The sequence below is a fragment of the Peterkaempfera griseoplana genome, assembly GCF_001418575.1.
Taxonomy (GTDB): domain Bacteria; phylum Actinomycetota; class Actinomycetes; order Streptomycetales; family Streptomycetaceae; genus Peterkaempfera; species Peterkaempfera griseoplana.
Map to the genome: position 1 here is coordinate 1 of NZ_LIQR01000072.1, position 10,862 is coordinate 10,862.

A 10,862-nucleotide genomic window follows, 5' to 3' on the forward strand; every position below is an offset into this window, starting at 1 on the left:
GAACACGGCGGCGACACCGCACCGGGGGGCCGTTCCGCTCCGGCCGGAGCCCGGTGGTGACGTGGTGCTGCTGAGGCTGTGCCGTCGTCCCGCCGAGTCGCATGGTTGGGAACGACGCCTCCCGGAGGACCACGGGGGCGGCAACGGGAGCAGGCACGCCGTCCCGTCCTGAGGGACCGCGCGGTGGCGCGGCGGACGGGACCCCGCCGGTGCGGCTCCCGAGGCCCGGCGGTGGTGGTGAAGCCACTGTAACGCTGGTTACCGTCGAGTAGGAAGGGTGCGGCCGGAATTCCCCGGAGCCGGCCAAACCCGCTCCGCCCCGGGAGCGGGTCCGACCGGCAGGGGGCGCCCGGCGCCGTGGACCGTCCGCTACCGGTCGGCGAGCGTCCACTGCGGCCGGGTGCCGTTCGGAGCGTGCATCGTGAAGTCCGCGCGGACCGCCGCACCGGGCCGCAGCAGCTTCTGGTGGACCAGCGGACGCAGTCCGGCGGACGACACCACGATGCTGAGGTACCCCTCGGGCAGCCCGGTCACGGCATAGTCCCCCCGCCCGTCGGTCGTGGTGCGGACCAGCTGCCGCCCCCTCGCGTCCATGACGGTCACCGCGGCGCCGTGGACCGGCAGCTGCTCGGCGTCATGGACGCTGCCCAGCAGCGACGGCACCGGTTCTCCGAGGTGGTGGTGGGCATGGACCGGGAGCGCGGTGGGCGTCGGCATCTCCAGCGCCGGATCGTCCACCGGCGGCTCCTCGACCTCCTCCGGCTCCTCGGCCTCCTCCGGCGCGCCGTCCTCGAGCCGCCGTGCGGCGGCGCGGTGGCGCAGCCAGGCGTCCAGCACCATCAGGGCGGCGCCGGCCACGATCCACCCGCAGAGCACCAGTACCGGCTTGAGCACCCCCGCCCCGTCGAAGTACAGCACCCCCCGCAGGGCGTCGATCGCGTTGGCCAGCGGCATGACGGTGTGCAGGTCCTGGAAGAACACCGGGAGGAGTGGAGCGGGCGCCGCGCCGCCGCTGGTGGGGATGGACAGCACGATGAACAGGCCCATGCCCACGGCGGGGAAGAACTGCCTGGCGAACGGCGCCAGGCCGGTGGAGACCGTGGCCACCGCCACGGTGAGCAGGAAGGCGATCGCCATGGCCCACGGGTCGTCGGGGAGGTAGCCCAGGCCGACGGCGACCAGGAAGCCGGTGACGCTGAACAGCGCGGCGACGCCGGCGATCGTCAGCAGCTTGCGGCGCCGGCCGAGGGCCGTCGCACGCAGCAGGGTCGTCGCCAGGATGTAGCCGGGGACGCTCCAGGCGATGCCGAAGTAGAGCACGGTGGAGCCCAGCAGGTCCTTCCCGACGGTGGGTGCCACGTCGCTGACCGCGAGACGGTGCCGCTGCTCCGCCGCGAACGGGGTGAAAGCGGTGGTGAGCGCCTGTTCCAGGGACGCCCCGTTGGCCTTGGCCACATAGAGCAGCGGCTGCCGGCCGCCGGTGAAGCCCGCCGTGGCGTCCCGGTCCAGGACCGCCCGCCGGGCCGCGCGTCCGTCGGCCACCTCGGTGATGTCGAAGCCGCCGGGATGCTGCCGCTGGAGGACCGTCTCCACGGCCGCCGCCTCGGCCGGTCCGGCGACGGCCACCTTCACATGGTGCGGCTGCGGTGCGTGCAGGGCCGGGGCGAAGCAGAAGAGGAAGCCCAGGAAGAGGGCCACCGGGAACCAGAGGGCGTCGGCCAGGGTCCTGGCCAGGGAGGTTCCGCGGTGGGGGTGTGCGGTCCGCCTGGTCACCGGCCCGCCTGGTGGACGCCGTGGCGGGACGCAGCGGCTCGCTCCGGTCCCGGTGCCGTACCGCAGGCGCCGGGGCCGGGTCGTCGCCGGCGGGTCGCGGGGACCGGTCCTGGAGTCCCCCCGTCCGCGATCGTCGCCCGCGGTGCAGCCGTCTGCATGGCGTCCCTCTCCGTTCCTCGCACTGGTTTTCCTCGCACTGGTCTTCCTTGCGCTGGGCTTACTGGCACTGGGCTCACTGGCGCTGGGCTTACTGGCACTGGGCTCACCGGCTGGACGTTCCTCGCAGTGGACCGTCGCCGTGGTGGTGCCCGCGGCTCCGGCCGCGTCGTTCCTGTACCGATCGGAACATCAACACCCGGTGGACCATACGTGTACCGATCGGTACAGTCAAGGCGTGCCCCGACCCCTCAACACCGAGAAGCGCGCGGAACTGCTGGACCAGGTGGTCCGCTACCTCCAGCAGCACGGTCTCGCACAGATGTCGCTCAGCCCGCTCGCCGAGGCGATCGGGACCACCAAGCGCATGCTGCTGTACTACTTCGACAGCCGTGAGAACCTGCTGGCCCAGGCCCTGGCGGCCAACCGGCCCGATGCCCGGCGGATGTTCGGCGACGTCCATGACGCCGCCGGTCTGCGCCGGGCCGCCCTCGGCCTGTGGGAGGCGATCACCGTCGGCGAGCAGGCCGGGCCGATCCGGATGCTGCTGCAACTGCTCAGCCTGGCCACCACCGAGCCCGAGCAGTACGGCGACCTCGCCGCCGACACGGTCGAGGTGATGGTCGGTCCCATCGCCGATGCCTGCGTCCGGCTCGGTGACGCCCCGCAGCAGGCGCGGGCCAGGGCCACCCTGCTGGTCTCCGGGCTGCGCGGCCTGTGCCAGGACCGCCTGGTCACCCATGATGTCGCCCGCACCGACGCGGCCGCCCGCCGGCTCATCGACTGCGTCGCCGTACCCGGCTGACAGTCCGCCCTGCTCCGGGTGCGGCCGCCCTCGACACGGCGCCGGGCCCGCCGGTTCACCAGCCGCGCCACCGCAGCCGACAACCCGGTGCCACCGCCGAGTCGGCGTACCACGAAGGCCGTGCACCACGTGGTCGAGGCGGTAGGGAAGGTCGTCGTCCCGGTGGACTGGTCGGCCGACGACGTCATGGCGGCCGGGGAGCACCTCTTCGCCAACGGCAGCTACAAACGAGGGAATACCATGGTCAAGGGGGAGTACCGGGGAGTGAAGATGACAGGGTTCCTGGAGAAGCAGGCCGACGGGTCGTACACCCCGTCGACGTTCTTCCCGGTGGGGAAGTGACACGGTGTCCGGCAGCACGACGTGGTCGTTCGGCGTCGACGAGGACGAGGCGGTGATCCCGGCGGCTCCCGCCGGGACTCCGGAGAACCTCCGGCTGGCCGTGGAGACCCTCATCGACCCCTTCGGACTCTCCGCGGACGCCACCCGGGACTACCTCCGTGAGTGGCGGCGGATGGCGGACCGGTTCGGCGCCGGGTACGTGCTGGGGACGCCGAGTGCGAGTGTGCGGCGGACGGGGCCCGGGGAGGTGGAGATCGGCGATCTCTACGGGCAGTTCCAGACCTGCCGCATGGACGCGGCGGCCTTCGAGGAGCTGCTGGAGGCCCTGATCGCCTTCCTGGACCGGTCCTGAGAGCCGGGGCGATCCCCGGTACCGCTGCGAGCGGTACCGGGGATCGCCGGTTTCATCGGAACCCCGGCCGGCACCGCCCGGACGCCGGCCGCCTTCACACCCCCAACGGCGGTCCCCGCGCCGCCATCTGACCCGGGCACCGGCCGCCTGTAGCCGGTGTGCTCGCACCGGGCCGGGTGCCTGACGGATACGGCGTTCGGCCCCTGGCGGGTCAGGCGGCGGGTGCGCCGAACCAGGTCGTCAGGGCCCGGCGGAGTCCGCTGCGCATCTCCGCTGTGGGCTCGCCGGGGGAGGCGGCCCAGGCGACATAGCCGTCCGGGCGGATGAGCAGTGCGGCCGGCGCCGGGTCCGGGGAGGTGGCGGCGGCCGTGTCCACACGGTCCTTCCAGCCCGTCGCCGCGTCGCGGAGGTCCGGGCCGCCGGTGAGGTCGAGCAGCAGCGGACGGGCGCCACGCATCAGTTCCGCGAGCCGGGAGGTGCCGCTGCCGGTGGTCAGCGCGAGATCGGGCGCGAACCGGCCTGCCAGGGGGTGGGCGCAGTCGACGGGGTAGCGGATGTCGCTGCCGGCCATGGTGTCGGCGATGTGCTGCACGTTCTCCGTACGGCCCAGCAGTTCGCCGAGGAGTTCCCGCAGCGCTGTGACGCCCGGCCCGGGGGAGAGCAGCGCCAGCTGCGCCTGGGAGTGCATGAAGACCCGCTCACCGACGGGGTGCCGCTCGTCGTGGTAGGTGTCCAGCAGTCCCGGCGGCGCCCAGCCGTGCACCTGGGCCGCGAGCTTCCAGCCGAGGTTGGCCGCGTCCTGGATGCCCAGGTTGAGCCCGGGGCCGCCGACCGCGGAGTGGACATGGGCCGCGTCGCCGACCAGCAGCACCCGGCCGTCCCGGTAGCGCTCGGCCAGCCGGGTGTTGCCGCCCTCGACGCGTCGCAGCACATGCGGGCCGGGGGCGGTCGGCGGCCCGATCGGCAGGTCGGCGCCGAGCACCCGCGAGGCGCTCTCCCGCAGCTCGGCGATGGTCATGGGGGTGTCGTCCCCGACGGCCGAGGGGTCCCACTCCAGGGTGCTGACCAGCGGCTTGCCGGGCTCCAGCTGGGCCACCACGAAGACCCCGCGGTCGGTGCGGGTGTGCAGCATCGGCCGCACCCTCCCGTACCCCGGCACCTCCAGCTCCCCGGTCTCCGCGACCCACATCTCCCCGGGCAGGGAGACATGGGCGGCACGGGAGACCAGGCCGTCCCCGGTCACCCCGGGGAAGCCGATGCCGAGCTGCTTGCGGACGGTGCTGCGGCCGCCGTCGCAGCCGACCAGGTAGGCGGTGCGCAGCCGGTGGGGGCCGTCCGGGCCGGTCACCTCCAGGGTGACCCCGTCGTCGTCCTGGGTGAACGAGGTCAGCCGCTGCCCGCGGCGGATCTCCACGCCGAGCTCCCCGGCCCGCTCCTCCAGCAGCTGCTCCAGGCGGCGCTGCGGTACGGGCAGGGTGTGGATCGGGTTGCTCTCCAGCGGACCCAGGTCCAGGGGGATGCCGCCGAACATGTACCAGGGCGTCGGACGCGGCGCCCCGGGGCTGCCGGTGATGCGCTCATGGAGACCGCGCTGGTCCAGCAGCCTGACGACCTGTCCGACCAGGCCGTTGGCCTTGGGTACGCTGCTGCGCTCGGTCAGCGACTCCAGGACCAGCGGCCGCACCCCGGCCAGGCCCAGCTCGCAGGCGAGGGCCAGCCCGTTGGGGCCGCCACCGGCGATGACCACATCCCATGTCACGATATTTCTCCCTTGCGAAGGCATGGCGGAGGAAGGCCCGGCGCGGGCCTGTCGTGCGGTGGTGCGGTGGTGCGGGTGGTGTCGGAGGCCGCCGGGGCCGGCCGGTACGGTCGGCCTGGCCGGCCTGCTCGGTAGGAGGGGTCAGCCGGTCGAGGGGTCGGGGAGCCCGTCGGCGAGGAGACGGAGGGCGTCCCGCATCAGGGGCAGCAGCTGCACCGGCGGGTCGGCGCGGAGCCAGAGCTCCTGGGCGGTCTGCAGGGCGGCGAGCACCGCAGCGGACAGCAGATTCGGATAGGGGTCGTGCCGGGCGTCGGTGCCGGTGCGCTCGGCCACGGCCGCCGTGAACTCGGCGCCCGCGGCCGCACTGACCCTCAGCAGCTCACTCTGCAGGGCCGGTTCACCGAGCAGCATCCGGACACCGGCGATCCACTCCGGGCCGGGGACGCTCTCGGAGACCCCGTAGGGGGCCAGCGCGGCGTGCACCACGGCCTCCCACAGCGGTTCGTCCGCCGGCCGGGCCCGCAACTCCGCCGCGGACTGCCGCACCCGGTCGCCCTGGCGGGAGACGATGGCCTCGTACTTGCTGGAGAAGTAGTTGTTGAACGTCCGCGGTGAGACCCCGGCCTCGGCCGCGATGTCCTCGACCCGTACGTTCTCCAGCCCGCGTTCATGGGCGAGCCGCAGCGCCGCCCAGGTCAGCGCCTCCCGGGTGGCCTGCTTCTTGCGCTCCCGGAGCCCGCTCCGCGGTGCGGGGTCTCCCGGTGGGTCGATCGCCATACCAGTACTGTACCTGAACTTGCGCGTCACGCAACTTTACCGATCAGGCAAATTTGCGCACCGTGCAAAATTCTCCTGCGGCCCCGTCGCCGCCTCCACGGGCCGCGGCACGCTGGTGTTCATCCCGGTCCGGACGGTACAGCCGGAAGGGACGCTCAGCGCACCGTCGTTGGGGACATGGGGACGGCCGCTGCCGGCTGCCTACCTCCACAGCCGCAGCCGGGGTCGCCGGCCCGGCAGTCGGTCGTCAATCCTGGGGGCGGTGCCGGCGGGTCTCGCTGCTCCCGGCCGCCTGCCGCGCCGCGGGCTCCGGTTCCGGCTTCGGCGCCTGGGGCGCGGCCTGCGGTGCCCGGCCGAAGAGGGCCTGGAAGGCAAGCCCGGCCAGCAGCCCCCACAGTGCCGCGCCGATCCCGAACGGCGCGATGCCCGACGCGGTGACCACCAGCGTCATCACGGCCGCGTCCCGCCGGCCGGAGTCCTGGACGGCGGAGTGCAGCGCCGAGCCAAGGGTGCCCAGCAGGGCCAGCCCGGCGACGGTCTCGATCAGCAGCGGCGGCGAGGCGCTGATCAGTGACAGCGTCAGCCCGGTGGAGAGGCCGAGCGCGATGTACACGATGCCGCCGGTGACGGAGGCGATCCACCGCCGCCGGGGGTCCGGATGGGCGTCGGGCCCGGCGGCCAGGGCCGCGGTGATGGCCGCCAGATTGACGGCGTGTCCGCCGAAGGGCGCTCCCATCATGGTGGCGATCCCGGTGGTCGCCAGGACGGGTCGCAGCGGCGGGCGGTAGCCGTAGGAGGCCAGCATGCTCATCCCGGCGATGTTCTGCGAGGCCATGGTGACGACGAAGAGCGGGACCGCGATGCCGATCAGGGCGCCGGCCGAGAAGGCGGGCGCCTGTGCGGTCAGGACGGGCCACAGTGACACCGCGGAGCCGCCGTGCGGCCGGGTGAGCAGGATGGCGGCCACGGCCGTCAGCAGTGCTCCCGGTACGGCCCAGCGCGGGGCGAAGCGGAAGAGCACCGCCCAGACCGCCACGACCGGCACCGCCTGCCGGGGGAGCTGCGCCACGGCCTGCACCGGTGCGAGGCAGAGCGGCAGCAGCACCCCGGCGAGCATGGCGGCGGCCAGTGGGCCGGGGATGGCGTGCAGCAGCCGGGCGAAGCGCCCGGACAGCCCGGCCGCGAGCAGCAGGGCCCCGGTGGCGAGGAAGGCGCCCAGGGCCTCCCGGTAGTCCGGGTGCTGCGGTCCCACCGCCACCAGGAGGGCCGCGCCCGGGGTGGACCAGGCGATGCTCAGCGGCATCCGGTAGCGCAGCCCCAGGACGATCGCGGTGACGCCCATGGTGAGGCAGAGGACCAGCAGTCCGGACGCCGCCTGCCGGGGGTCGGCGCCGACGGCCCGCAGTCCGGCCAGCACCACGGCGAAGGAGCTGGCGAAGCCGACGACCGCGAGCACCACTCCGGCCAGTACGGGTTGCAGTGTGCGTGTGCGTGGCATCCGGGCTCCCCCTCGGTTCGGCCGTTCCGTAAACGGAACGCGAGTCTAGACGCCTGCGTTCCGCAAACGGAACAGCATCCCGGATACTTGTCGGGTGGATCAGCACACCGAGCCGCTCGCCGCCGGGATCGGACGGCGCATCCGGGAGCTGCGCACCCGGCGCGGGCTGTCCCTGTCGGAGCTGGCGCTGCGCGCCGGCGTCGGCAAGGCCACCCTCTCCGGGCTGGAGGCGGGCACCCGCAATCCGACCGTGGAGACCCTCTACGCCGTCACCGCGCAGCTGGCCGTCCCCCTCGCCACCGTGCTGGGGGACCCGGTCGCCCGCCGCCCGGAGCCCCCGGCGTCCGTCCACGGCGCCGCCGTGACCGCGACCCTGCTGGAGACCTTCACCGACGGCCCGGTGCTCACCGAGCTGTACCGGCTGCGCATCCGCCCCGGCCGGGTGCAGACCTCGCCCGCCCACCCGCTGGGTGCCACCGAGTTCCTGACCGTCTTCAGCGGCACCGCCCGGGTCGGCCCCGCCGACGCCCCGCTGGTGGTTCCGCCCGGCGGCCATGCCAGCTGGGTCTCCGACGTCCCGCACGTCTATGCCACCGAGACCCCCGAGGAGGTCCACGCCTCCCTGGTGATCCGCCATCGCACCCGGCCCGCGGGACCGGCCGGGTGACGCGCCCCGCGCACCCACCCGTGTGCGGCGGCGGGGCCCCGGCCGCGTCGTACCCGTCGCACCGGGACCGCGGCCGGGGGAGCGGTACGGAGCCGCAGTTCCCAGCCGTCCGCCGTCGATGACGCTCCGTCAGGACACCACGTCGCGGGGGGGCTTGCCCTCCAGATACGCGGTGGTGTTCTCGATCGCGGCCAGGGCGATCCGTACCAGGGTCTCCCTGGTGATCCCGGCGATGTGCGGGGTGAGCACCGTGTTGGGCGCCTGCAGCAGCCGCAGACCGGGACCGGGCGGCTCGGGGTCGAAGACATCCAGGCCGGCGCCGGCGAGACGGCCCGCCTCCAGGGCGTCGGCCAGCGCCTCCTGGTCGACGATGGCCGCCCGCGAGGTGTTGATCAGGAAGGCGGTGGGCTTCAGCATCGCCAGCCGCTCGGCGTTCAGCAGCCCCCGGGTCTGCGGGGTGAGCGGGAGATGGAGCGAGAGGTAGTCGGCGGTGCGCAGCAGCTCCTCCAGCTCGACGCGCCGGGCGCCGTACCGCTCCTCGGCCTCCGGGCGGGGGTGGCGGGCCGTGTAGCGGACGGTCATGTCGAAGGCCGCCGCGCGCCGTGCCACCTGCTGTCCGATCGCGCCGAGGCCCAGCAGGCCCAGCGTCTTGCCGGTGAGTTCGGTGAGGACGGGCTGCAGCCGCGGCGTCGCCCACTCCCCGGCGGCCAGCGCGGTGTGCGCGGGCACGATCTGCTTGGCCAGGGCCAGCATCAGCGCGAAGGTGTGCTCGGCGACATCGTGGTCCTCGGCGCTGCTGGAGCCGATGTTGGCGACGGTGACACCCCGGGCACGGGCGGCCTCCAGGTCCACGTAGTCGAAGCCGTGGCTGGTGCACTGGACGAACTCCAGGGCGGGTGCGGCGGCGATGTCCCCGGCGGTCACCGGGGACAACGCGGTGATCAGCACCTGGGCGCGGGCCAGGGCCGCGGGGTCCTCGCCCACCGTCTCCACCACGGTGACGTCCGCCCGTTCGGCGAACCCCGCGGCCAGCCCGGCGCCCACCTCCCGTCCGCCCAGGTGGGCGGGTACCACGGCGAGCAGGTTCTTGCGCTCACTCATCGGGGGTCCTCCTCAGGCTCCGTACCGGGTCAGGGTCTCGCGGGTCAGCTGGTCCGGCCGGGTGTGGCCGGAGAGCGCCATGGTGAGGTCGAACTCGGCCAGCAGGCTCCGCAGCACATGGGTGACCCCGGCCTCGCCGTCCAGCCCCAGGCCGTAGGCGTACGGGCGGCCCAGCAGCACCCCCTGGGCGCCCAGCGCCAGCGCCTTGAGCACGTCGTCGCCGGTGCGCACCCCGCTGTCGAAGAGGACGGTGAGCCGGTCGCCGACCGCGTCGGCCACCCCGGGCAGCGCGTCGGCCGCGCCGATCGAACCGTTGACCTGCCGGCCGCCGTGGTTGGAGACCACCACGCCGTCCATGCCGGCGTCGGCGGCGCGGCGGGCGTCGTCGGGGTGCAGGATGCCCTTGAGGACGATCGGGCCGTCCCAGTGCTCCCGCAGGAACGCCAGGTCCTCCCAGGTCTTCGACGGGTCGGCGAACATCTGGGCCCAGTGCAGCACCGCGGCCTGCGGGTCCTCCTCCACGGGCTTGGCCAGGCCGGCCCGGAAGGCGGGGTCGGAGAAGTAGTTGGCCGTGCCCACGCCGTGCAGGAAGGGCAGGTACGCCTGGTCGAGGTCACGTGGCCGCCACGCCAGCAGCCAGGTGTCCAGGGTGACCACCAGCGCCGAGTACCCGGCGGCCTTCGCGCGGCGCAGAAAGGACGTGCACACCTCCCGGTCCCCGGGCCAGTAGAGCTGGAACCAGCGCTCCGCCCCCTCGCCCATCGCCTCCGCGACCTGCTCCATGGTGGTGGAGGCGGCGGACGACAGGGTGAACGGCAGGCCCAGCGCGGCGGCGGCGCGGGCGGCCGCGGGCTCGGCCTCCGGATGCATGATCGACAGGACGCCGACCGGGGCCAGGGCCACCGGTGCGGGCAGCCGCCGCCCGAACAGTTCCACGCCCATGTCGCGTTCCCGCACGTCCCGCAGCATCCGCGGCACGATCGCCCAGCGGTCCAGCGCCTCGCGGTTGGCCCGCTCGGTGCGGCCGCTGCCCGCGCTCCCGGCGACATAGCCCACCGGTCCGGGCCCGAGGCGCTGCGCGGCCATCTCCTCCAGACGGGTGAGGTCGGTGGGCAGCCGGGGCACGGTGCCGTTCATCCCGTTCAGGTAGATCTCGAACTGGAACGCCGACCAGTCCCTGCCCTGCATGGCGCCAACCTCCCGCTCGCTTCCACTGCCTGACCGTGATCCTGGTACGGACCGCACGCCCCGGTCCAGGAAGGGCTCAGCGGAGCCGACGCGGGGTTGTCACCCCATGACAAGCAGACCGCGCCGAACGGGCAACCGGACACCGCCACCGGAGGGGCGGCCGACGGGACGCGTGGTCCCCGCGCCGGGCGGGTCAGCCGGGGATGTGCTGGAGCCAGGCCGGGCGCCCGGCCTGGGTCGGCGGCGCGCAGCTGCTCGGGGGTGGCGAAGCCGTCCGGAAGCCACAGGCCCGAGGCGGCCGCCCGGGACGCGAGATGCGAGACATAGGCCTGCCGCAGCTGCGCCACGGAGGCGAACCCCGGCTCGTCCGCCAGCCACTCCTCCGGCACCAGCTCCAGCACCTCGCGCAGCAGCTCCTCGGTGACCAGCGGCGCCAGCTGCCGG

Annotated in this window: 10 protein-coding genes; 4 read left to right on the forward strand and 6 right to left on the reverse strand. The window is 74.1% G+C overall.

What is annotated here, in order from left to right; translation table 11 throughout:
- Nucleotides 1-369 precede the first annotated feature (369 nt).
- Nucleotides 370-1,773: a carboxypeptidase regulatory-like domain-containing protein gene (locus AOK09_RS05755; RefSeq protein WP_063795850.1), complete on the reverse strand. Its 1,404-nt coding sequence runs from the start codon at nucleotides 1,771-1,773 to the stop codon at nucleotides 370-372.
- A gap of 394 nt (nucleotides 1,774-2,167) precedes the next feature.
- Here AOK09_RS05755 and AOK09_RS05760 point away from each other — a divergent pair, with 394 nt between their 5' ends.
- The 3 genes from AOK09_RS05760 (at nucleotide 2,168) to AOK09_RS05770 (ending at nucleotide 3,428) form a co-directional block, all read left to right on the forward strand.
- Nucleotides 2,168-2,734, forward strand: coding sequence for a TetR family transcriptional regulator (locus AOK09_RS05760; protein ID WP_063795851.1), 567 nt, complete (start codon nucleotides 2,168-2,170; stop codon nucleotides 2,732-2,734).
- 120 nt (nucleotides 2,735-2,854) lie between these two features.
- A complete protein-coding gene (locus tag AOK09_RS05765; protein ID WP_055586027.1) occupies nucleotides 2,855-3,076 on the forward strand; it encodes an EndoU domain-containing protein in 222 nt (73 codons plus the stop codon).
- Nucleotides 3,077-3,080: 4 nt separating this feature from the next.
- On the forward strand, nucleotides 3,081-3,428 hold the full coding sequence (locus AOK09_RS05770) for a hypothetical protein (RefSeq protein WP_055586028.1): 348 nt from the start codon (nucleotides 3,081-3,083) through the stop codon (nucleotides 3,426-3,428).
- Nucleotides 3,429-3,639: 211 nt separating this feature from the next.
- Here the strand turns inward: AOK09_RS05770 and AOK09_RS05775 are convergent, their stop codons facing one another.
- The 3 genes from AOK09_RS05775 to AOK09_RS05785 form a co-directional block, all read right to left on the reverse strand.
- Nucleotides 3,640-5,187, reverse strand: a complete 1,548-nt coding sequence (locus AOK09_RS05775; protein ID WP_245687139.1) for an FAD-dependent monooxygenase — start codon at nucleotides 5,185-5,187, stop codon at nucleotides 3,640-3,642.
- 141 nt (nucleotides 5,188-5,328) lie between these two features.
- Nucleotides 5,329-5,964 (reverse strand): TetR/AcrR family transcriptional regulator, encoded by a 636-nt coding sequence (locus tag AOK09_RS05780; RefSeq protein ID WP_055586030.1) that lies wholly within the window; start codon nucleotides 5,962-5,964, stop codon nucleotides 5,329-5,331.
- Between the two features lie 247 nt (nucleotides 5,965-6,211).
- Nucleotides 6,212-7,462: a benzoate/H(+) symporter BenE family transporter gene (locus AOK09_RS05785; RefSeq protein WP_055586031.1), complete on the reverse strand. Its 1,251-nt coding sequence runs from the start codon at nucleotides 7,460-7,462 to the stop codon at nucleotides 6,212-6,214.
- A gap of 94 nt (nucleotides 7,463-7,556) precedes the next feature.
- Between AOK09_RS05785 and AOK09_RS05790 the strand changes: the two genes are divergently transcribed.
- Entirely contained in the window at nucleotides 7,557-8,129 is a 573-nt protein-coding gene (locus AOK09_RS05790; protein WP_055586032.1) for a helix-turn-helix domain-containing protein, read from the forward strand.
- Nucleotides 8,130-8,258: 129 nt separating this feature from the next.
- Here AOK09_RS05790 and AOK09_RS05795 read toward each other — a convergent pair whose 3' ends face one another.
- Both AOK09_RS05795 and AOK09_RS05800 read right to left on the reverse strand, forming a co-directional pair.
- Nucleotides 8,259-9,230: a 2-hydroxyacid dehydrogenase gene (locus AOK09_RS05795; protein WP_055586033.1), complete on the reverse strand. Its 972-nt coding sequence runs from the start codon at nucleotides 9,228-9,230 to the stop codon at nucleotides 8,259-8,261.
- Nucleotides 9,231-9,242: 12 nt separating this feature from the next.
- Nucleotides 9,243-10,418 (reverse strand): lactate 2-monooxygenase, encoded by a 1,176-nt coding sequence (locus tag AOK09_RS05800; protein WP_055586034.1) that lies wholly within the window; start codon nucleotides 10,416-10,418, stop codon nucleotides 9,243-9,245.
- Between the last annotated feature and the right edge of the window lie 444 nt (nucleotides 10,419-10,862).

Excerpts from the sequence above, each read along its gene's own strand:
- AOK09_RS05800 (WP_055586034.1), bottom strand. The coding sequence starts at position 10,418 with ATGCAGGGCAGGGACTGGTCGGCGTTCCAGTTCGAGATCTACCTGAAC.
- AOK09_RS05795 (WP_055586033.1), bottom strand. The coding sequence starts at position 9,230 with ATGAGTGAGCGCAAGAACCTGCTCGCCGTGGTACCCGCCCACCTGGGC.
- AOK09_RS05780 (WP_055586030.1), bottom strand. The coding sequence starts at position 5,964 with ATGGCGATCGACCCACCGGGAGACCCCGCACCGCGGAGCGGGCTCCGG.
- AOK09_RS05785 (WP_055586031.1), bottom strand. The coding sequence starts at position 7,462 with ATGCCACGCACACGCACACTGCAACCCGTACTGGCCGGAGTGGTGCTC.